21 protein-coding genes and 1 pseudogene are annotated in these 19,931 nt (G+C 60.3%); 7 read left to right on the top strand and 15 right to left on the bottom strand.

The window, feature by feature from the left end:
- The 4 genes from AAC023_RS09065 to AAC023_RS09050 all read left to right on the top strand — a co-directional run.
- Positions 1 to 1,328, top strand: a 1,328-nt coding sequence (locus AAC023_RS09065) for a hypothetical protein (protein ID WP_339740360.1), incomplete at its 5' end; no start/stop codon positions are given.
- A 157-nt stretch (positions 1,329 to 1,485) separates the two neighbouring features.
- Entirely contained in the window at positions 1,486 to 2,316 is an 831-nt protein-coding gene (locus tag AAC023_RS09060; RefSeq protein ID WP_339740358.1) for a hypothetical protein, read from the top strand.
- Positions 2,317 to 2,747: 431 nt separating this feature from the next.
- A complete protein-coding gene (locus tag AAC023_RS09055) occupies positions 2,748 to 3,095 on the top strand; it encodes a hypothetical protein (RefSeq protein WP_339740356.1) in 348 nt (115 codons plus the stop codon).
- A 151-nt stretch (positions 3,096 to 3,246) separates the two neighbouring features.
- A complete protein-coding gene (locus AAC023_RS09050) occupies positions 3,247 to 3,981 on the top strand; it encodes a PepSY domain-containing protein (protein ID WP_339740354.1) in 735 nt (244 codons plus the stop codon).
- A gap of 90 nt (positions 3,982 to 4,071) precedes the next feature.
- On the opposite strand, the gene AAC023_RS09045 is transcribed toward AAC023_RS09050, so the two are convergent.
- From AAC023_RS09045 to AAC023_RS09035, 3 genes are all read right to left on the bottom strand, one after another.
- Positions 4,072 to 4,341, bottom strand: coding sequence for a DUF5676 family membrane protein (locus AAC023_RS09045; protein WP_339740352.1), 270 nt, complete (start codon positions 4,339 to 4,341; stop codon positions 4,072 to 4,074).
- A gap of 114 nt (positions 4,342 to 4,455) precedes the next feature.
- A complete protein-coding gene (locus tag AAC023_RS09040; RefSeq protein ID WP_339740350.1) occupies positions 4,456 to 5,307 on the bottom strand; it encodes a sterol desaturase family protein in 852 nt (283 codons plus the stop codon).
- 106 nt (positions 5,308 to 5,413) lie between these two features.
- Entirely contained in the window at positions 5,414 to 5,857 is a 444-nt protein-coding gene (locus AAC023_RS09035; RefSeq protein WP_339740348.1) for an AraC family transcriptional regulator, read from the bottom strand.
- A gap of 363 nt (positions 5,858 to 6,220) precedes the next feature.
- Between AAC023_RS09035 and AAC023_RS09030 the strand changes: the two genes are divergently transcribed.
- From AAC023_RS09030 to AAC023_RS09020, 3 genes are all read left to right on the top strand, one after another.
- Positions 6,221 to 7,312: an acyltransferase gene (locus tag AAC023_RS09030; RefSeq protein WP_339740346.1), complete on the top strand. Its 1,092-nt coding sequence runs from the start codon at positions 6,221 to 6,223 to the stop codon at positions 7,310 to 7,312.
- Positions 7,313 to 7,430: 118 nt separating this feature from the next.
- Positions 7,431 to 7,883 (top strand): DUF411 domain-containing protein, encoded by a 453-nt coding sequence (locus tag AAC023_RS09025; RefSeq protein ID WP_339740344.1) that lies wholly within the window; start codon positions 7,431 to 7,433, stop codon positions 7,881 to 7,883.
- Between the two features lie 250 nt (positions 7,884 to 8,133).
- On the top strand, positions 8,134 to 8,976 hold the full coding sequence (locus AAC023_RS09020) for a DUF4198 domain-containing protein (protein ID WP_339740341.1): 843 nt from the start codon (positions 8,134 to 8,136) through the stop codon (positions 8,974 to 8,976).
- 242 nt (positions 8,977 to 9,218) lie between these two features.
- Here the strand turns inward: AAC023_RS09020 and AAC023_RS09015 are convergent, their stop codons facing one another.
- From AAC023_RS09015 to AAC023_RS08960, 12 genes and pseudogenes are all read right to left on the bottom strand, one after another.
- Positions 9,219 to 9,791 carry an RNA polymerase sigma factor gene (locus tag AAC023_RS09015; RefSeq protein ID WP_339740339.1) on the bottom strand — a complete coding sequence of 191 codons (573 nt, stop codon included), beginning with the start codon at positions 9,789 to 9,791 and terminating at the stop codon, positions 9,219 to 9,221.
- On the bottom strand, positions 9,778 to 10,209 hold the full coding sequence (locus AAC023_RS09010) for a periplasmic heavy metal sensor (RefSeq protein WP_339740337.1): 432 nt from the start codon (positions 10,207 to 10,209) through the stop codon (positions 9,778 to 9,780). The genes AAC023_RS09015 and AAC023_RS09010 overlap by 14 nt, the downstream gene beginning before the upstream one ends.
- Positions 10,209 to 10,535 (bottom strand): hypothetical protein, encoded by a 327-nt coding sequence (locus AAC023_RS09005; RefSeq protein WP_339740335.1) that lies wholly within the window; start codon positions 10,533 to 10,535, stop codon positions 10,209 to 10,211. Before AAC023_RS09005 ends, AAC023_RS09010 begins: the two co-directional genes overlap by 1 nt.
- Positions 10,536 to 10,544: 9 nt before the next feature.
- Positions 10,545 to 10,991, bottom strand: a complete 447-nt coding sequence (locus tag AAC023_RS09000) for a nuclear transport factor 2 family protein (RefSeq protein WP_339740333.1) — start codon at positions 10,989 to 10,991, stop codon at positions 10,545 to 10,547.
- A gap of 2 nt (positions 10,992 to 10,993) precedes the next feature.
- A complete protein-coding gene (locus AAC023_RS08995) occupies positions 10,994 to 11,842 on the bottom strand; it encodes a DUF2231 domain-containing protein (RefSeq protein WP_339740331.1) in 849 nt (282 codons plus the stop codon).
- 210 nt (positions 11,843 to 12,052) lie between these two features.
- On the bottom strand, positions 12,053 to 12,391 hold the full coding sequence (locus AAC023_RS08990; RefSeq protein WP_339740328.1) for a hypothetical protein: 339 nt from the start codon (positions 12,389 to 12,391) through the stop codon (positions 12,053 to 12,055).
- A gap of 14 nt (positions 12,392 to 12,405) precedes the next feature.
- Positions 12,406 to 13,527: a porin gene (locus AAC023_RS08985; RefSeq protein WP_339740326.1), complete on the bottom strand. Its 1,122-nt coding sequence runs from the start codon at positions 13,525 to 13,527 to the stop codon at positions 12,406 to 12,408.
- Positions 13,528 to 13,640: 113 nt separating this feature from the next.
- Positions 13,641 to 14,084 (bottom strand): pseudoazurin, encoded by a 444-nt coding sequence (locus tag AAC023_RS08980; RefSeq protein ID WP_339740324.1) that lies wholly within the window; start codon positions 14,082 to 14,084, stop codon positions 13,641 to 13,643.
- A gap of 315 nt (positions 14,085 to 14,399) precedes the next feature.
- Positions 14,400 to 15,728: an APC family permease gene (locus AAC023_RS08975; RefSeq protein ID WP_339740322.1), complete on the bottom strand. Its 1,329-nt coding sequence runs from the start codon at positions 15,726 to 15,728 to the stop codon at positions 14,400 to 14,402.
- Between the two features lie 31 nt (positions 15,729 to 15,759).
- Positions 15,760 to 16,431, bottom strand: a complete 672-nt coding sequence (locus tag AAC023_RS08970; RefSeq protein WP_339740319.1) for a class I SAM-dependent methyltransferase — start codon at positions 16,429 to 16,431, stop codon at positions 15,760 to 15,762.
- 174 nt (positions 16,432 to 16,605) lie between these two features.
- Positions 16,606 to 18,912, bottom strand: a pseudogene (locus AAC023_RS08965) (heavy metal translocating P-type ATPase); the annotation flags it as partial.
- A 386-nt stretch (positions 18,913 to 19,298) separates the two neighbouring features.
- Positions 19,299 to 19,931, bottom strand: a 633-nt coding sequence (locus AAC023_RS08960) for an efflux RND transporter permease subunit (RefSeq protein ID WP_339740317.1), incomplete at its 5' end; no start/stop codon positions are given.

Genomic DNA, 19,931 nt, shown 5'->3' with positions numbered 1-19,931 from the left:
AGAGGGCTGTGTTCGTTCATGGTGAGCGCGGCCCTGATGTCGCTCGTTTTGCGATCGGAACCGACAATCTCCACAATGCCCGCGACTTTCTGCACTCGACACGAGCGGCGCTGGCCACCCATTCCCCGGCTTCCCTCGGCTATGGCCCGCTAACGACGCTGATTGTCTCGGATGCTGCGGTGCGGTCTTCTCATCGCGCTGAACTGATTGGCCGCATCGCCGATGCCATGGGTGTGGGCAAGGTCCTCTTCCTGGTTGAGCCGGACCAGACGCCGCCGCACGAACTGGCCCCGCTTGCGCATGCCGTTCGGGCCGGCGCTGTCTCGGAAGTCGTTGTCGGGGACGCCTTCAGACGGGAGGCAGAAACAGGGTCGGCCGCCGCGCCCCTGCACGCTGCCAGTGATGTCCTCAGAGCCGTTCGCGGCGAAACCCTGGAAATGGCCGCAGCCAGGCTGGGGGCGGCAGAAGCAGTGCGGACGGGCTCGCCCGTCCAGCTCGTCGCCGGCGATCCTTTGCGGTTGGCCAATTTGAACCTCGCCGCTCGCGCCGTTGCCGCGGCCCAGAGATCGATGGCCGGCCAGGGCGAGGGCCCCTGCCTGACCATCGAGAGTTTCACCGCGATGGCAGCACAGGACTATGACCGTACGACCGGGGCGGGAATGCGCATGCATGATGTACTGCAAGTCCGCGCCGCGCCGGAACCGTCGGGCTACAAAGTCGGTGACCGATATGTGATCCGCGACGTCAATCCCATCGATTCCAGGGTCCTGGTGAAGGACGCAGCGAGCGATTATGTTCGCCTGCCCCTGGCGGCGATGGACCGGCAACAGGTGCGTTTCGACATCCTCACCCGGTCCCAAATCCAGATCGGCGATGGCGACCCGGTTTCGATGCTCACTGCAGGCGCCCAGCGGGTCGGCTGCATCGTCCGCGACCTTTCCGAGAAACAATTCTCCCTGGCCTTGCCTGATGGGCGTATCGCCAGCATGACACCGGATACGGCCAAGGCGTCGGATCTGCAGCCCGCCTTTGCTGTGGCCGCGCCGGATCTTTCCAAGCCCAGCGCAATTATTGCGGTCGCCGGTATCCATGACCGCGCCTCGGACGGCGCATTTACAGCGGGCGCTGCGCTCATGGCGGCCCGGGCGCACCAATCCGGTCGCACTGGCCCGTTGATGATTATGACGAGTGATCCGGCCAAATTCCTGGACAATGCCGAACGTTCCTCTGTCAACGACACAATGGTGCAGCAGCAAAGTTTTGAACGCGCATTGGCTGATGTTCAGCCAATGCGCGGAGATGCCGGCCGGGGGGATGTCGCGCGATGACCGGAGGGTTCGATTTTGCTGCTGTGTGTCTGCTCGCCCTTGCCATTGCAGCAATTGTTTATCGACTCGGACCCCGCAGCCGCACTGGCCGGCCAGGACGGCCCACCAGCGCCCCTTCGTGGGCTCACCACTGCCCCAACCGCGAGGGTCCGCCGTCATGAGCGCTATCGTCGATTATTTGCCCTTGGCGCTGCCAGGCTTGGCGATCATTGGTTTGATCTACGCGTTTTGTCCGCCCAGACGTCTTGCCGCCTGGATGGAGCAATTCAAATCAAGGCCCCGCCCCCAGGTCGGTTTGCGTGAACACGGCCGCACTTGCGCTGCCTATGAGCTTGTCCCGCTGGAGAGCTCCATCCGCACTGCCGCGCTCGCCGGGCCGCTCGCGGCCCAAGCCGCCACTCTGGTGCCCGGTCTGCTCTATCTGTGGGCGCCGCGCCTGTGTGACATTATCCAGATCGCGCGGCGTTATGAAGGCACTCAAAGAGCGATCCAGATGAACAATCGACTGCGCGACCATCGCGTCGCCCTGGCCATCGTGGATAGCACCACCTTGAAGCCAGCCGGGGTGCTGTTAGCCTCCAACGTCGACAATGCCGCCGCCAAGAGCCTTTTGCGGCAGGCCAGGATCGCGTGCGTCGATGTCCGGCTTGGCGATCCGGATGCTGTTCGCGAAGCGTTTGAGCAATTTGGCTGGAGCCTGCCGGCGCTGACCGCAGCGCAAGAGGCCGCGCCCCAAATGGCGGGCGAGGCCGATCTGGCCTTCATTCGCCAACACCCAGATACGCTTGGCGTTGAGGTGCCGCTCGAGGCCATCGCGTTGGAGCTGGCGGTTGCCGATGAGGCACCGCCGGCGCAGACCGTTCAGAAAGCCGAGCCTGTGATGGCCGGTCCGGCGGTCACGGATCAGGCGCTCGACCTTGTGGAGCAATCGGCCCGATCAAGCCTGGGCGTGATCAAGCCAATCCGGCCGGGGCGGCCGCGCGGGTAATTTGCGGTGGGCCCGGCGAGGGCGCTTCGCATCACCGCGCGTGCGCGCGCGCCCACAAATTCAGACTGGCCAAATCTGTAGACAGTGCTCGCGAAGATGCTCTGGTGGCGCGCACCGCAAATGAGGGCAGTCGACCGCTCTGATTGGGTTCATGGGTAACGCCAGCGACACCGGATTGCTCGTCGCCGCCCTGGCGGGTCGTTCAGTCGCCCAAAGTGGGGAAGGGGTGGATATTTCTTGGTGAGGGTTTTTCCAGCCGGGTGCGTAAACACCATGATGGAGATGTCGGTGTCCGGTTGTGCCTCTGACTTTGGCCGCGACGCGGACATCCGGGGGCTTCCCGATGAGCAGGTAATACAGCCATGATGGCTGGACAGCGTGTTTGATTCTGAGTGCGACACGCCACTCTTTTGTGTGACAAGGAACTGAAAATGAAGACGATAATTATTGCTGGAATTGGTGCCGTCGGCTTGGCCTTGGCATCGGGAGCTGCCTTGGCTCAAGAGCATTCTCATGGTGCCCATGATCATGCGGCAGCAACGTCAATGCCAACCATGGCCGAATGCCATTCCATGCATGAACAGATGATGGGTGAGAGCTCGGATCATCACGATGAGGCGTCTCGGCAAACCATGATGGAGAACATGGACGAGGGCATGCGCACGCGTATGCACCAATGCCACGAAATGATGGAAAACATGCATGATGACGGCGCAGCCGATCAGCAGCCGTCCGAAGGCCATGATCACGGATCGCCTGAGGCTGATCCTCAGCACTGATGAACGTCTACGGGCAACGAGGCGGCGCGGCTCAAGCGCGCCGCCTCATTTTGTGCGTTCGGAGATACGACCCCTCTCCCTTGCGCGCTTGCGGTCGCTGCTGACGCCGACTATTGGCTAGCGCGTGAGGGATCGACTGAAGGGGCGAGCTATGACGGCACTGTTGCGCTGGACCATTCGGGTGCACAAATGGATTGCCCTGATCGTGGGCATTCAGATCGTTCTCTGGATCACCGGCGGCGTTGTCATGAGTGTTTTGCCGCTCGAAAAGGTGCGCGGTGAGCATAACATCGCGGAACACCCCGACGTCGCGCTCCAATCCGCCGGCTTGATGACGCCGCAGATGGCCCTGGAGGCGCTTGGGCTGAGCGACGGCGCGTCAGAGATACGCCTGCGAGTCTGGCGGGGGCGCCCGGCATATTTGGTCGAGGCGATAGATGGCACCACCACCCTTATCGATGCCCGCAACGGTGAGCGGCTGACACCAATCTCCCGCGATACAGCCGTAGAAATCGCTCGGGCCGACTACAACGGCGAGCCTGACCTTGAGGCCGTGGAGTATTTCGAAGAACCAACGTGGGAATATCGGCAATCGGGTCCCGCTTGGCGTATCAGTTTTGCTGATGGCGAAGGCACGCGCATTTATGTTTCGTCCGACAGTGGGCTTGTGACGGCTCGCCGAAACGATAACTGGCGCGTTTTCGATTTCTTCTGGATGCTCCACATTATGGACTATGAAGAACGGGAAAATTTTAACAACCCACTGTTGATCACGGCGTCATTATTCGCCCTGATAACCGTACTGGCAGGCCTGCTGCTTCTGGTTCTGCGGATGCAAAGGCTGGTGCGTATGGAACTCGCAAGGCGCGACTCCAAAACGAATTGAGCTGTGGATGGAATTCCGGTCGCCCCCCACGATGCGTTTTGCATTCGTCCGGGCTTTTCGTGATAAGCCCCAGGATATCGCAGAGCCGTGTTATCGGTTGAACAGGCGATAAAGCGGGACAAAGAGGATCGCGATATACCAGCCATAGCTGTAAGCGCCGATGGCGCCGAAGAGGACACCGCGAGGCGTGAGCCATTCGAATCCGGGAAGGAGCGGGGCCCAGGCCGAGTGCATGTGGAATGTTTCCGGGGCCAATAATCCGAACACGATACAGAGCGTGTAGGTGACCAGCAAAAAGCTGGAGAGCGTTAGACCGAGAGGCACGACACGGACGGTCGTTTCGGGGGGCGACTTGTCCATTTTTTCAATCCTCTCGATCTAACACTATGACTACGCATCTCGCGTGATTTCCCCTCAAAAAAACTTCGGTGTGGCCGAGCCCAGGGCAGCGGTTGTCGCGGCGCGGTGTCGGTCCTATCGCGCCCGGAATGGCGCAATGAGTTGAGCGACATAGCCGGTTGGGTAGTCAGGATCATTCTCGATACCCAGATCGGCTGAGGTGAACTCGCGTGTGGGATCGAACGAAGCCGTGCCGAGCAGCCAATCCCAAACCATTGTGAACAGACCGAAATTGACGTCACCCTCGCGCGCAGTATTGAGGTGATGGAAGCGATGTGCGGGCGCGAGCGCGAGGATATATTTGAACGGGCCGATACGAACGTCGGCATTGGAATGCTGCAGCAGGAGTTGCAGTGCGATCGCGACAATCAGCAACCAGGCGATCTGCTGCGGGATGCCCAGGATGAGGAGCGGGGCTACACCGCACACACCTTCGATCAGCTGGTGGATGGGGTGTTTCATGAGCCCGTTAAACCCATACATCCGTTTGGCACTGTGGTGGACGGCGTGAAAACGCCATAACCAATTGATCCGGTGACTGGCGAAATGAGCCATTGTGATACCGAAATCGACGATGAAGATCGCAAGCAACAGTTGGGCCCAGATCGGCCAGTTGTTGGGCCAGAAGCCGAGGTCCGGAATGGCGGGTGCCAGCAGGGGAAGGGCCAGGATCGACAGAAAATTGGCGCTTTCATTGATCAGAAAATGAAAGATATCGCGCCACTTATCGCTGTGTTCCAGATTCCAGGCTCGATGGTAGGGAATGAAATTCTCCGCCAAAAAGGATGCAAGGACAGCACCCAATATCAATGCCGCCAGCCACGCATGGGACGCACCGCTGCTTGACACTGTAATTGCAAGATAATTGCCGCCGACCAGTATGGCCGGAACAAACCCCAATCGTACGATCCAACGCAGTATTGTCATGGTTACATCCTGTTCTTGCCCTCAAGCGGAGCAAGACAACACAGTCCGGTAACCGGCGCTTGAACGTTTCAACGATCATTCGCATGGCATCGTGGAACCTGCGTACTCAGCTCTCCGGACGCATCGCGCTGAGCGCGATTCCGAACATCCGTTTCGTTGTTCGTGCGAGATGTGCCGAATCTGAGAAGCCGGCGTTATAGGCCGCCTGCGTATGGTCTGCACCGCCGCGTATGAACCGGATGGCATGGCTCAGCCGAGTCCAAAGCACCCATTGCCGAAACGGCAGACCCATGGTGTCTCGAAACACTTCAGAAAAACGAGATCGAGACAGTTCGAGAACGACCGCCGCATCGCGCGCCGAGTATCCGGGCGGCAGGTGATCCGCCGCGCTCAGAAGAATTGGGTTTAATCTGTTGAGGGCGGCACCACGAGGGCGGGATTGGTTGAGGAATCCTAGCCACGATTCCAAGGACGATGCCGGGACCGCGCTCCCAAGGTGGGGATGAATAACATCATAGAGCGGCGGCTCGATGAAGAGCACATGGCTCATCTGGTGAGATCTGCGCAATTGGTGGCGAGCCCCGCTGGGTATGACGAGCGGTTTTCGCTTCGCGGGCCCGGAACGTGAATCGGGATCAATACTTCCCACCGTCGGTGGAAAAACGACCTGGACGGCGTAATGCGTATGCGATGTCGAATCGCCGATCGGTCCGAAGTAATGCGCCCAACCCGTATGAATGCTGAGGTGCCCCGACCAGGGTAGCCTTCCGCTACGACACTGCACATGCGGTGAAAGCTGGATAGCCATAGTTGATTCTAGCCGTTCTGTTGACGGATGACCAAGTTTTGAGGGGAGCGTCGATTTGTCGCGTAATCCCAAGAGGCGATGCAGGGAGCTAATAACATTGGAGTGATGAAAACAATTGGCCAAGCTTATACCGGGCGAGACAATAGGCTCACGTTAATTCGATTGGCGCTTGCGACGGCGGTTTTGACGGAACACGCGATCATCGTGACGCAAGGACCGCTCTTGCCACCGCCGCTGGCGGTCAATGGATGGTCGCTCAGCTACGTTGCTGTGAATGCCTTCTTTGTACTGAGCGGGTTTCTCATAGCTGACAGTCTCGAACGCCGGGCCGATGTGTTCACCTACGCCGCCTCGCGGGCACTACGCCTCATGCCGGCGCTGCTCTTGCTCTCGGCTGCGGCTGTGTTCGGGTTTGGACCATACTTCACCGAACTAGCCCCGGCTGAGTATTGGGCCAGCGCGCAAACCTGGATGTTCCCGGTTCAGGTGCTTGGTTTTCTGGACACATCGCAAGGGCCCGCAGGTCTATTTGCCGATTTACCATGGGCGGGTGAGTTTTCTGCCAGCCTGTGGACGCTGCGTTATGAAATGATCGCTTATGTCGCGGCGGCCATAATCTTCTTCTCACCTCTGCCGTGGGGCAAATATACGCATCTGATTTTGTTCGGGATAACAGGCGCAACCTACCTGGCGCTCGCCCTATTCTGGAGCGAAGCACCGCCGGTGATAATCAGCTCGGCCCGGCTCTCTTCAGCCTTCACACTCGGCATGGTCATTCATGGGTGGCGTCACTCATTGCCGGTCGCGCCATGGATCGCCGGGATCTCTCTACCCGTTTGGTTGCTTGCCGGTGACGCGCCCTGGGCGGAGCCGTTTTTGAATATTACACTCGCTACGACCTTGTTCTGGCTGGCGTTCGCCCGGCTGGCCGGATTGCCGACCTGGTCGAAACTACCAGACTGGTCCTATGGCATATACATTTGGCACTACCCGATCATGCAATCGGTCCTTTATCTGAACCGAGATGCCGACCCGCTTTTCATAGCGGCGATGTCCCTGCCAGCATCTTTCATCGTAGCGGCGTTTTCCTGGCACGTCGTTGAAAAGCCGAGCCTTGGCTCCAAATCCAGGTTTGGTGATCTCTTGAGGTCATTGTTTGGACGCAGCAAGCGTGTCGCCAAGCCGGGAAATCTCTAGGCGACCTGGTGTCGTCAAGTGATGCGCGATGGATTGAGGGAAGGGCCGTTTTGATACGTAATCATTCAGGACGTGAGCGATGCGCACGAGGCGATCCGCGCGTTTCCAGGAGGTGGAGATGATTGACCGACGCAAATTGCTTCTTCAAACATTCGGTGCTGCGGGCCTGGTCGCCTTTGCCGCGCCCCTCGCGTTCGCAGACGACGCAGTGCTTGTTTACAAATCGCCGACCTGCGGTTGCTGCGCTGCGTGGATCGAACATTTGCGCGCCGCGGGGTTCTCGGTGCGGGCCAACAATGTTGTGGACATGTCACCGGTCAAGACGCGTCTCAGAGTGCCGCAATCGATGTGGTCTTGCCACACAGCGGTCGTTGGCGATTATGTCATAGAAGGCCATGTGCCAGCTGGAGATATCCGGCGGCTGCTGCAACAAGGGCCGTCTGTCGCGGGGATAGCCGTTCCTGGCATGCCGGCGGGGTCTCCGGGCATGGAAATCGATGGATACAGCGAGTCCTACACGGTCTGGGCATTCGGCGATGCCGGAATTGAGACTTTTGCCTTGCATGAGTGAGAGTGCCGGCGAGGGCGTTCGCTTCTGTTCGTGACGGGGTTCGAGGGATCGAGAGCGATTGGCTGATTAGCACCAAACACCTCTGGCGTCGAAGGGCTGCGGACATGTCTACGGTCGCGCTTGCGCGCGTTCGGCCGCAGGGCAATCAACCGCCCCCGGCTTCAGCGCAGGCAAGAATTGTGAATGATGGTGGGATCCTCTGAGGGGAGCCCGCGTCTCTTGAGGCTTTGTTGGAAGGAAAATCGACGCCATGCCTGTGATCATTGAATCATGCAATATGAACCGCTCTGGCAACCGGCCGACCAGTTGGTTGCGTCTGCTCGCAACGTCCGTGGCGTTGAGCGTCCTGGCCGCGCCGGCATCCCTGGCGCACAAGACCTTTCTGGCATCACAACAGCACGTTTGGGACGCCGGAGCGACGGTCGATGTCGTGCTGACCAGTGCCCTGGAGTTTCCCAATATCGAGTTCGGGCCAACCCGTGACCGCATTGCCTTTATCTCGGTTATCACCGGCAATGCCGCTGTGGAAGGCGTTGAGTTCGAAGAGAGCGAAACGGCGCTGACGATGAGTTTCGGGGCAGCTCGCCCGGGCTTTTCCGTAGTAGCGGTGAGCACCCACCTCCGCGCCGGGCAAATTGGCCCCGACGACACGTCTGCTTATCTGGATGAAATCGGGGCGAGTGCAGCGGTTCGCGGCGCCTTCGACGATCTGCCAGGATCTCCTCCTCTGGACCGGAGTTACACAAAGCACACCAAAATCTTCCTGTGCATCGAGACCTGCGAGACGGGCTTGGAAGCCGGCCTTGCTCCGACCGGCCAGGCGCTGGAATTTGTCGCGACGACCTCGGGGGGGCGGACGTTCCAACTTCTTCATGAGGGAGCTCCAGTTGCCGGGCACCGCGTGGAAATCATCCTTGGCGGCGGTGGGCACCATAACCTTGTTACGGGCGAAAATGGCGAAATCACGCTGGATGAGTCGATGGTGGGAGTCGCGCTCCTCTCGGCAATCTGGATCACTGTGCCGGCACGCCCCGATGGCGTCTATCATAGCGATCAGGCTACTTTGACGATCGATCTCGCTCAGCACTCTTGATTACGGATATGAAGGTTGGGGGCAGCGTCTTTTGAAGCCCGACCGTTCAGTGTGAGGGAGTCTGTCCTCCCGAACACGGTCGCCCGTTGCCGTATCGATCCGATGCAGACCGTTACAGGGAGGCCGAGCGGGCCCATCACACGGATTTTGTTGCGGAGTGAGGCGGATCATCCCGCCGGATCTGTTGCTCCGGGTGGGTGTGCAAGAAATTGAACTGCAGCCAGATCGGTCGCGGCGGGGCCTCAACGCTCCTGTGTGAGCTGAGTCCGGAGTGCTTTGCGGGCGCGATAAATCCGGAGCTCGACGGCTTTGGTCGACACGCCTATCGCCGCACCGATCTCCTCGTGAGACAGGCCCTCCATAGCGCTGAGCAGCAAGGGCGTTCGCAAACTCTCCGGTAGTGCTTGGATCAGGACCCCGACCTGGGTGAGCTCCTGTCGCTCTGCAGTCTCGTGCTCTGGATCGGGGAGCTGAGAGGCTGTCTGGTCGAGATGATCGTCAATGCCCACCCACCGGAGCGCCGCGCGCCGGCGGTGATGATCGCGCGCCTTATTGCGTGCAATCACAAAGGCCCAGGCCAAGAATGGGCGACCCGTATCATACCGGTCGAGCGACCGAAACAGCGCAACAAAGGTCTCCTGAGCAATATCGTTGGCCTCGACCTGATCGCGAACCTGATGTGAGAGGAATCGGAAGATCGCGCTCTGGTGCCGCCGGATCAACTGGCCGAACGCCGAGTTGTCACCGGATCGTGCCAAGATCACCAACTCGGAATCCGTCAGCGCGGGCTTTACAGGCTTCTCAGTCTGCGTCATCAAACGCCTGAGCTAGGTATCTATCGAACTCAGCGCGCTGGTTGATATCCAGTTCGGCGCGCATGGCGAGCACGTGGCTGAGCGTCGTCAGTTGGAGTTCGCCCATCACGCCATGAATATCCGCTGCTGCCCGCGTCACGTCAGCCGTGAGTGCCTGGTCTCGCAGCAACGCCTCGGCCAAGGCGCGGCGTGCGATGCTCATTCTGGCTTCATCCGCCGCCTGTTGAACCGAAAAATCCGCCTCCAGAGCTGCGATCGCCTCTTCCTGGCGCGGCGACAAGACGAGCCGTTCATGAATGACGTGGTGGAGATCCTCTCCTCCTTCGATGCTGCTTCCAAGGAAGGTAAGGCCGAGCCAAACGCCCAGAAACCCGCCCAAAATGCCCAGAATTGTTGCAACGAGACCGGTGCGAACCATCAGTGTCGAGTTCCCTGTGAGCCAAATTTGGCGGTGATCAGATAGGACGAACTGGACCGGAATACATCTAGCTCGTCGTGAGACGCCGGCGCCGCCATTGCGGCTCCAGAAATCCCGCCGATCACGAGGGCCAGTGCGGCGGGCGCCGCACGCCAAGCGACAGCCGGAGCCAGTTTACGCAGTCCGGCCATGATGCGCTCCTGCCACGGAACGGTTTGACGGATCTTGCGCCATACGGCGGATTCGAAGGTACCTGGCTCAGGTAGTGCGGACTTGTCTCGCAGGGTCCGCAGGAGCCGATCAAGATCTTTGTCATCCATGGTCATGTCCTTTCCTCAGGACGTGTGCAGATGGCGGATGCGCCAACCGTCGTCCGTGCGGCTCAAAATTGCGGTGCCGTGCCCGTTGCGCTCGCGGTTTTCGCCGCGCACAGAATACTCCATCCGAATGTCGAAAGTTGCGACACCGACATTGCCATCCGCACGGATGGTGTATCCAGACCAATCATACACCTGAAAACTAACGTCCTCGGAGGCGAATTCGGGCGCGAGATGATGGTCGCGATAGCTCACCCACCCAACATCTCGGCCAGAACCTTCGAATACCGTGAAGTCCTCACCCTCGGCAAGGACCCAAGTCTCGGCGGCACCGACATCCTCGGCAGCCAGGGCGAGTGAGTAGGATTCAAGGACAGCGCTGATCTCAGCGGCATCATCAGCCAAGGCCACATCGGTGATCAGCAGTGCCCCGGTACAGGCCAATATCAGCTTCGTGTATTTCATTTTTACATCTCCATCAGATGATTGACGCCGCCATGCGCGAGCGAACCACCCAGAAAGCCGTTGACTGCGACGGCTGCGGCGGCCGTGAACAAGGCCAGGTTCATGATAATGGCCGATTGGCCGCTTGGACTTTTCCGGTTCCATTCCACCGCGGCGGCTACCGCGAACAGTCCAAGGGTCAGACTAGAGCCGATCCACCGATGCGCGAGCATGATGCCGGCCTCATCGCTGGCCATCGGCCCGGCATGGGCCCAACCGAACAAGCCAGCTGCCAATCCACCGAAAGCTCCGGTCCAGACCAGGAAGCGAACCGTGTCGGCATTGGAGGCGCGCACCCCGGCCAGATTAAGCGCTTGGGCCAGTGCTGCCGCCAGGATCAGGGCGATTGGAAAGTGAACCAGGAGCGGGTGGAAAACACCCAGCCTTTCCAAAGCTTTCTCCACGGGCGTGTTCGCACCGTTATCGCCCCAGTGACTGTGACCCGCCGTACCGTGCGCGTCCTGCGTGGCGCCTTCATGCTCATGCGGCGCGGATTCGTCGTGCTGAGACGCCATAGTGGGCATGTCATGCCCGTGCGGCGCAGCGAGCGCGTCGTCATGCGCATCAGCGGTGTTGTTTTGAGGCGATATCGGTTCGTCATGATGCCCTGGACCCGCAATGGTGCCGTGCTCATGCGGAGATACCTCGTCGATCGTGGCTTCGATCGTGGCGACCGGTTCGGGTGTGACCGGTTCGGCAGCGACCGGGGCGGCGCTGTGTTCTTCGGGCGGGTGGGCCCATGCGGGTTGATTGACGGCCAGCGTCAGACCCACTGTCATCAGCCCCAATATCAGAATACGCGACACGCTCATTTTATGCTCCGTTGCAGGTCTTCAGTCCTATTACGCGCTATTTTGACGCACCCCTCATATTGATTTCAGCTCGATGATCGAGAATTCGAATCCGTTCAGAGGAGGCCAGGCAACGAAACCGACAACGGCATTGCGACAGGTGGTGCAGGCGAGGGATGGTTCGCCCCGGAGCGTGGGCCAACTCGCCGCCGCCTGCACCAGCCGGCAGGATCAATTTCCGTCGGGGTTTTCGGTCTCCTCGATCGGCGTTGAGCTCATCATCAAAAAGGCTTTGATGTCTTCGGCCAGGTCGCCGGGAATATTGGCCCGTACCCGCATATGATTGACCGTCATGTCCCAGTCCTCAGGGCTCATCTCGGTCGGGGAGCGCATGTTGTGGCATCGGGCGCAGGTATCGACCCAGGCCTCGGCGCCGCGACCGATCTGGTCGGCCAGCGCGTCCTCGGCCGCCCGGGCTTGCGCGGCGGGGTCCGGAGCTGGCTGCGCCAGGGCGGCGGACGAGGAGCCGGCGGCCAGGACGACGCCCGTGATAAACAGTGTTCTGAACATTTTCTTCTCCACCTCTAAAAGCCGTAGGCGACCTGGACAATCAGCCGGGTCTCTTCTGTTACTTCATCCGGTTCACGGGCTGTGAATTCACGCCGCTGCAACACGGTTTTCGCGACCAGGCTGGGCGTCATCCAGTAATTGACGCCGACATCCCAGCGGTTCTCGGCACTGTGCTCGGCAAGTTCGTGATTGCCGGTGATATCGTATTCGCCATATCGCAATGTTGGCTCGACATTTGCCAGGGCTGGAAAGCCCGGTGTTCCCGACAGTCGATAAGCCAGCTGGACATACCAGGCCGTGCTTTCCAGCGTCGGGAACTCCTCAACATCGACGGCATGTTCGACGGCGGTGTTGATGGGATCACGGTTGCTGCGGATATATTCGCCGCGAATGTCCCAGGCCCCGCCGGTATAGGCAAAATCGGTTCCCCACTGGAACAGGTCAGCTTCGGTCGGCTCGATCAGGCCCGGCCCGGCTTCAGCCTCCAGTCCGACAACTTTTGCCGTCAGGAATGATGCACCGAGCTCGAGGTTGGGGATGACCAACAGGCCGAACCGGCCGGAGATGGCCTTGTTGTCATTATCGTCGCCATCGAAAGCTTCGAGTTCGGTATCGCCTTCTTCGCCGACACGCGGACCATTGCCCAGTGCGATCGAATAAGTGAAGGTTCCTGGGTCCAGATCGATCCCGCCGCGCACCTGGATGCCGGTTTCCGAAATTGGCTGCAGGCCGCCATGGCCGAAACCGGCCGGCGTGTCAGCCATCCGATTGATCCATGACGGATGCAGACGTTCGAAAAACTGGCCGAATGGGCTGAGGAAGCGCCCGACGACGATCACAGCATTGGGGTGGACGAAGAAGTCGGCCTGGGCGTATTCCAGTGCCACCTCCGTCTCCCCACCGGCGTTCTCGATCTCCAGCTCAGCCTCGAACAAAACCAGATCCTGATACTGGAACTGGAAGATCGGGGTGAACTTCATGGAGGTGAATTCGGACGATGTAGTTATTCCGTTGTCGAGATAGACGAAGCTGGCGTCGGCGAAACCGGTCACGCGGAAGCTGGTATCCGGCGCGCTTTGCGCGAGAGCCGGTGCAGCCCCCGCGAGAACCAGGCAACCGGCCGCAGCTGTTGTCATAAGCTTTGCCAGAAGACCTGGCCTCTTTGTTGTTAGGCAAGTCATGTTAAACCCCTTTCGATCTATTCGGGCTTGTCGTGCGATCACCATTCGAGGGTGAATAGCCGCCCAGATCAGTTATTCTCGCTTTCGCTGATGAGGACGCCCATCCGGCGCCGGGCGAGGCCAGGATGCCGGACCGCCGCAGCGGCGGCACCATTGACCGATGTGCCGTCACCGACCTCGATCAGTGCAACCATGCCGGCGGCGTAGTGGGGTGCACACCGGATGCCGTAGACGCCAACCTGATCGAATGTCGCGGTAACAGGCTGGTTCATCGCGCCGGTAAACGCAGCCGCGCCGTCGGGCAGCATGCCGGGAATAGTCTCGGCATTATGGCTGGGATTGGTGGGCAGGAACGTCACCGTATCGCCCGGAGCGATCTGCAGGAAAGCCGGCACGAAGACCATTGGCCCATCAGAGCCGCGATTGAGCATTTGAACCTGGTGGTCTTCGGCCACGGCGGCGCCGGTGGTCAGCAATCCGACGAGCATCGCTGAAAGAAATAGATGTTTCATGGGTATCCCCTGCAACAACCTCAAACAATTTGAGGTCTATACAAGAGATACGCGCCGCACCGGGCGAGGCCCTCGCGCTTTGAGCGCGGCAGGATGTCGCGCGCTTGGCGGCACCGACCACTGAGCCCAGGATACCGGTTTGGCCTGGGCCGCGCCTGACGGTGTGAAATATCGAAATGGCCAGCTGTTGCGGTTGTTCTCGCGCCTTTCGGACAATGGGCAAAAACAGTGGTCAGCGACTGCCTGAGGCCGATGGGGTCAGGCGCCGTGTGCAAGCAAAGCTCACGGCTCTGACGCGTCGCGCCGGCGGCGCATTTAACCGTGGCCAGTCTCGTGGCGTTCGTCAGCTTCTTTGCGGAACCGCGACAGGTAGAGTTTCTCGAACAGGAAAATCGCCACAATTCCCGACACGGCAATCGCGATGATCGCTGGATCGCTCATCGCCTTGATCGCCATAAAGGCACCCAGCGCGGCCAGGTCAAATATGATGGCGGTGGCGAGCACAACAGGGTTGGCGCCGACATCATTGCGCATTCGGCGAAGCACGCCCCAATGGATGATAATGTCCATCACTAGATAGAAAATCGCTCCGATCGAGGCGATGCGTCCAAGATCGAAGACGGCCGCGAGCAGGCCCGCTGCCACCACGGTGTAGACCAGGGCATGCTGTTGGATCCCGCCCGGCATGGCGAAGTGTTTGTGCGGAACTAGCTTCATGTCGGTCAACATGGCGATCATGCGCGAGACGGCGAATATGCTGGCAATAACGCCCGACGCCGTGGCAATGATCGCAATGATCACGGTGAAGACCACACCGGCATCGCCGAAGGCCGGGCGCGCCGCCTCCGCGAGCGAATAGTCCCGCGCCGCAGCGATCTCACTAATGCTCAGCGTCGAACTGACGGCGAGAGCAACAAGCAGATAGACGACGAGGCAGATCGCCAGCGAGATGATGATCGCCAGGCCGACATTGCGGTGCGGATTCTCGACCTCACCGCCGCTATTGGTGATGGTGGTGAAGCCCTTGAAGGCGAGAATAGCCAGGGCGACCCCGGCGAGGAATCCCGGAACCGTCGTCGTATCGCCGCCCGCGACCGCGGCGGGCTGAAAACTGAAGCCGGCCGCCCAAAGGACCAGAACGGCAAAAACCAGAATTCCGCCAATCTTGGCGATCGCGGCAATTTTCGACATCCCGCCGATCACCTTGTTGCCGGCAATATTGATCAGGAAGGCGACAACGATCAGGCCGACCGCCAGGAGAGGAACCAGCCATGCCACGGGCTCGGCATCGAAGAGCCGCAATGTGTAGGTAGCGAAGGTGCGCGCGACCAGGCTTTCATTGATGATCATCGAGAACGCCATCAACAAGGCTCCGCCTCCAGTGATCGTCACGGGACCGTAGGCCTTGTGCAGGATCATCGCGATCCCGCCGGCGGAGGGGTATTTGTTCGACACCTTGATGTAGGTGTAAGCGCTGAAGGCGCTGACCACCGCCGCCAGCAGAAAGGCGAGCGGGAAGAGCGGTCCGGAAAATTGCGCGACCTGACCCGTCAAGGCGAAAATGCCAGCGCCGATCATGACGCCGGTGCCCATTGCGATGGCACCAGCCAGCGTCAGACTGTTCGGTTTGTAGCTTGATTTCATGGATTGCCCCTCTTCAATTCGCCTGGACGTTTCATGGCGTCATGGATTTTCGATCAACGACGGCCCGAAAAATCGAAATCGATCCGGTGAGCGTGGGTATGACCCGAGTAGTGTCAACCGTCAGGCCCGCCTCTCGCATCAATTGAGGAAGCACGCCGTCGGCATTGGGTTGGGTATCGCTCACGCCGTCCAGGGACTGCACAGTCAATCGGAACAGGGTTCGCATCAGCGCGGTTTCCTGAAACCCGTAATCGGCGACGTGAATTTCTCCCGCGTCCGGTATCAGCCCCCGCATCGTGCACAGGATCGCCGATTTTGTTTCCAAAGGCGTTTGATGGAACATCAAGCTGGAGACGATTTTGTTGGGTCTCCATCCGGGCGGTAATGGCGTGGTGCCGAGAAAACCGTCTAAGAAATTGATGGTTTGTCCGGCGGCGTGCGCCTTGAGCCGCGCCCGCGCCAACACGCTCGCGTCGGGGTCGATGCCAATTATGTCAGCGTCCGGTTCGCGCCGTTTTAGCGCAAGGGCCAGCGTGCCAGTGCCACAACCCACATCAAGCACCCGATCACCCGGTTTCGGGTCCAACTGTTCGATGAGTGCCGCCCGCCATACTTCTTCGCGCGTTAGCGTTCGGATCACGGTGTCATAGAGCGGCGTCAGCGCATCGTAGCGCAATGCCGGCGTATAGGTGTCATTTGACATGGGCCGTCAGACCTCCTCTGAACGCTCCAGAATAGTTCTGATTCAAGTGAGGCCATCGAGTGAAAGGGCTTGTGTCAGGCCGGTCATTCACTATCGCACTCCAAATCTGCTCAGGACCGCCATCGGGAAGAGTAGACCATGAGCGCGGCCCAGAACGGCGCTCCGCAAAACTAATCATAATTTGACCGTCCGGAGTCGGAGCGCGTTGGAGATCACTGACACTGAGGACAAGCTCATGGCCGCAGCGGCGAATATGGGCGAAATCAACAACCCCAGGACCGGGTAGAGCAAGCCTGCCGCGATCGGAACGCCGGCGGCATTGTAGATCAGGGCAAAAAACAGGTTCTGGCGGATGTTGGCCATGGTCGCGCGGGCAAGGCGGCGGGCGCGGACGACAGCGTTGAGATCGCCCTTGATGAGGGTCAGGCCGGCGCTTTCGATCGCGACATCCGCACCGGCCCCCATCGCGATACCCACATCGGCCTGCGCCAGGGCAGGGGCGTCGTTGACGCCGTCGCCGGCCATGGCGACCTTGCGGCCCTCCGCCTGGAGAGCCTTGACGATATCGACCTTGTCCTGTGGCAGGACATCGGCGCGGATTTCATCAATCCCCAGGCGTGCGGCAACGGCACTGGCCGTGCGCTCATTATCGCCTGTGGCCATGATGATGCGAAAACCCAGGCCATGAAGGGTTTTGAGCGCCTCCGGCGTGGTCGCCTTGATCGGGTCTGCAACACTGACCAGGCCAGCGATCACGCCGTCGACGACGACAAACATCACCGTTTCGCCCTGGTCGCGGCGGGTATCGGCTGTCTTCACGAGACCGGCGCTGTCGAGACCGAGATCGGACATCAGACGGGCATTGCCCAGCGCGAGCTGGCGGCCGGCAATTGACCCCTTTACCCCCTTGCCGGTGATGGCTTCAAAATCGGTAGCGGTCTCCAACGCCAGGCCTCGTTCTTCCGCGCCGCGAACTATGGCTTCGGCAAGTGGATGCTCTGAACCGCGTTCAAGGCTGGCGGCCAGGCGCAGGACATCCGCTTCTTCATGTCCGGCTTCTGGCAGGACCGCGACCAGCCTGGGCTTGCCTTCCGTCAAAGTCCCGGTTTTGTCGACGACCAGGGTATCGACCTTGGCAAAACGTTCGAGCGCTTCGGCATTCTTGATCAGCACGCCGGCCTGGGCACCGCGTCCCGTTGCCGTCATAATCGACATGGGTGTTGCCAAGCCAAGCGCACACGGACAGGCGATGATCAGCACCGAGACCGCCGAAACCAACGCATAGGCCAGCGCCGGATCGGGGCCCCACACCGACCATCCGATGAAGGAAAGCACCGCGATCAGGATCACCACCGGGACAAAACGCCCGGCAACGACATCGGCGAATTTCTGAATCGGCGCGCGGCTGCGCTGGGCGGTCGCGACCATCTCGACGATCTGGCTGAGCATGGTGTCGGCACCGACCCGCCTGGCTTCGATGATCAAGCTGCCGGTTCCATTGATCGTGGCGCCGGTAACGGGGTCGCCGACGGATTTTTCGACCGGAACGGCTTCGCCGGAGATCATAGATTCATCAATCGAGGAGCGGCCCTCCACGACTTCGCCATCGACCGGTACCTTGTCGCCGGGAAAGACTCGCACGCGATCGCCGACAATGACATCTTCCAACGGCACTTCCTCTTCGCTGCCGTCGGGCCGGATCAGGCGCGCGGTCTTTGCGGCCATATCCAGCAGGGCACGGATCGCCGATCCGGTACGCTCGCGCGCGCCAAGTTCCATAATCTGACCGAGCAGCACCAGAACCACGATCACGGCCGCCGCCTCAAAATAAACGCCGACATGACCATTGGCGTCGCGGAAGCCGTCCGGGAATATCCCGGGTGCGAGCACTGCGGTCAGACTGAACAGGTAAGCCGCCCCCGTTCCCATCGCGATCAATGTGAACATGTTTAGGTTTCGGGTGATGACCGATTGGACACCGCGCTCGAAGAACGGCCAACCCGACCAGAGGATAACCGGTGTAGCCAAAACCAATTCAACCCACATGGCCGAAGTTTCGCCAATCGCGTCACGAATGAATCCGAGGCCGGCGAAAGGTCCCATCGAGAGAATCAGGAGCGGGATGGTCAGGATAGCGCCGACCCAGAAGCGTCGCCTGAAATCGATCAGCTCCGGGTTGGGTCCTTCCTCGCCTGTTGGCACGCCCATGGGTTCCAGCGCCATGCCGCAGATCGGGCAGGATCCTGGTTGGCTACGCACGATCTCCGGATGCATGGGACAGGTGTATTGTGTGCCCGCCGGCATTGGGGCGCTGGCTGTCTTGTGCGCCCCGGACAGAAAATGGTCCGGGTCCGCGACAAACTTGTCATGACACTTTTGCGAGCAGAAATAATAGGTCGTGCCGGCATGGCTGTAATGGGGCCGGTCAGGTCCAGGCTCGACCGACATGCCGCATACCGGGTCCAGAACAGTTAAGGTGTTTGTTCCACCTTGCGTGGCTTCGCCGGGCGCATGATCGCCCCCACAGCACTCACCTCCACTGTGAAGCTTGTCTTGCATGATACCCATCCTCGATCTCAAATCCCGTGCGCCGTATACTCGGCGGCGCTGTTCAATGTAGCGTGAACCTTCCTGCGACTGGAAGGTCAAGCTGTTGATTTGCGCTTCCTGCCACGATCAGATCACTCGCCGGCATTGTCTGTGTCGATGACGAGTCCTGGGCCGGGCGGGCAATCGAGCCGACTCTCGAATTTCTTGTGAACGATTGATATCGGCCCGCCGCCTACGGCGGCATCGCGAGTCGATCACCACGCGTGATCGGACCCCCTGGACCGTTCGCTCGGTTGCGCCATCGCCCGCTCTGATCGTCATCGCGTCAAGTCGCTGGTCGCAGACGGCCCGTGTTTTCGCTGTTTGGGTTGGCGCAGCGCAAGGGTTTGCCAAATCAGAAACGCCGCGGGTATCACCAGCAGGGTGAGGACGGTCGCGCTGACCATGCCGCCGACCATCGGCGCGGCGATGCGACGCATCACCTCGGAGCCGGTGCCGCTGCCGAACATGATCGGCAGAAGGCCGGCGATAATCACCGCAACCGTCATCATGATCGGACGCACGCGTAGCAGGGCGCCAGCGATGATCGCCGCGGTCAGATCCTCCAGACCCAGTTCGCGTCCCTCCTCGACCGCCAGATTGCGGCGGTCCGCCAGGGCGTGTTCAAGATAGAGCACCATCAGCACCCCGATCTCCACCGAGACCCCGGCCAGGGCGATAAAGCCGACCCCGACCGCAACCGACATGTTGTAGCCGAGCAGGTCGAGCAACCAGATGCCGCCGACCAGAGCGAGCGGCAGCGTGCCGATGATCAGCAGGACCGGGATCAGGCGGCGGAAATTGAGGAAGAGCAGCAGAACGATGATGATCAGCGTCACCGGCACCACCACGGCAAGCTTCGCCTTCGCGCGCTCCATGAACTCATACTGGCCGGACCAGCTGATCGAATA

The organism is uncultured Maricaulis sp. (assembly GCF_963976135.1).
GTDB lineage: Bacteria > Pseudomonadota > Alphaproteobacteria > Caulobacterales > Maricaulaceae > Maricaulis.
Note: the sequence above shows the minus strand (reverse complement) of the source record. Positions and strands in the feature narration are given on the sequence as shown.

Coding starts and splice junctions, on each gene's coding strand:
- AAC023_RS09060 (WP_339740358.1), top strand. CDS start 1,486: ATGAGCGCTATCGTCGATTATTTGCCCTTGGCGCTGCCAGGCTTGGCG.
- AAC023_RS09055 (WP_339740356.1), top strand. CDS start 2,748: ATGAAGACGATAATTATTGCTGGAATTGGTGCCGTCGGCTTGGCCTTG.
- AAC023_RS09050 (WP_339740354.1), top strand. CDS start 3,247: ATGACGGCACTGTTGCGCTGGACCATTCGGGTGCACAAATGGATTGCC.
- AAC023_RS09045 (WP_339740352.1), bottom strand. CDS start 4,341: ATGGACAAGTCGCCCCCCGAAACGACCGTCCGTGTCGTGCCTCTCGGT.
- AAC023_RS09040 (WP_339740350.1), bottom strand. CDS start 5,307: ATGACAATACTGCGTTGGATCGTACGATTGGGGTTTGTTCCGGCCATA.
- AAC023_RS09035 (WP_339740348.1), bottom strand. CDS start 5,857: ATGAGCCATGTGCTCTTCATCGAGCCGCCGCTCTATGATGTTATTCAT.
- AAC023_RS09030 (WP_339740346.1), top strand. CDS start 6,221: ATGAAAACAATTGGCCAAGCTTATACCGGGCGAGACAATAGGCTCACG.
- AAC023_RS09025 (WP_339740344.1), top strand. CDS start 7,431: ATGATTGACCGACGCAAATTGCTTCTTCAAACATTCGGTGCTGCGGGC.
- AAC023_RS09020 (WP_339740341.1), top strand. CDS start 8,134: ATGCCTGTGATCATTGAATCATGCAATATGAACCGCTCTGGCAACCGG.
- AAC023_RS09015 (WP_339740339.1), bottom strand. CDS start 9,791: ATGACGCAGACTGAGAAGCCTGTAAAGCCCGCGCTGACGGATTCCGAG.
- AAC023_RS09010 (WP_339740337.1), bottom strand. CDS start 10,209: ATGGTTCGCACCGGTCTCGTTGCAACAATTCTGGGCATTTTGGGCGGG.
- AAC023_RS09005 (WP_339740335.1), bottom strand. CDS start 10,535: ATGACCATGGATGACAAAGATCTTGATCGGCTCCTGCGGACCCTGCGA.
- AAC023_RS09000 (WP_339740333.1), bottom strand. CDS start 10,991: ATGAAATACACGAAGCTGATATTGGCCTGTACCGGGGCACTGCTGATC.
- AAC023_RS08995 (WP_339740331.1), bottom strand. CDS start 11,842: ATGAGCGTGTCGCGTATTCTGATATTGGGGCTGATGACAGTGGGTCTG.
- AAC023_RS08990 (WP_339740328.1), bottom strand. CDS start 12,391: ATGTTCAGAACACTGTTTATCACGGGCGTCGTCCTGGCCGCCGGCTCC.
- AAC023_RS08985 (WP_339740326.1), bottom strand. CDS start 13,527: ATGACAACAGCTGCGGCCGGTTGCCTGGTTCTCGCGGGGGCTGCACCG.
- AAC023_RS08980 (WP_339740324.1), bottom strand. CDS start 14,084: ATGAAACATCTATTTCTTTCAGCGATGCTCGTCGGATTGCTGACCACC.
- AAC023_RS08975 (WP_339740322.1), bottom strand. CDS start 15,728: ATGAAATCAAGCTACAAACCGAACAGTCTGACGCTGGCTGGTGCCATC.
- AAC023_RS08970 (WP_339740319.1), bottom strand. CDS start 16,431: ATGTCAAATGACACCTATACGCCGGCATTGCGCTACGATGCGCTGACG.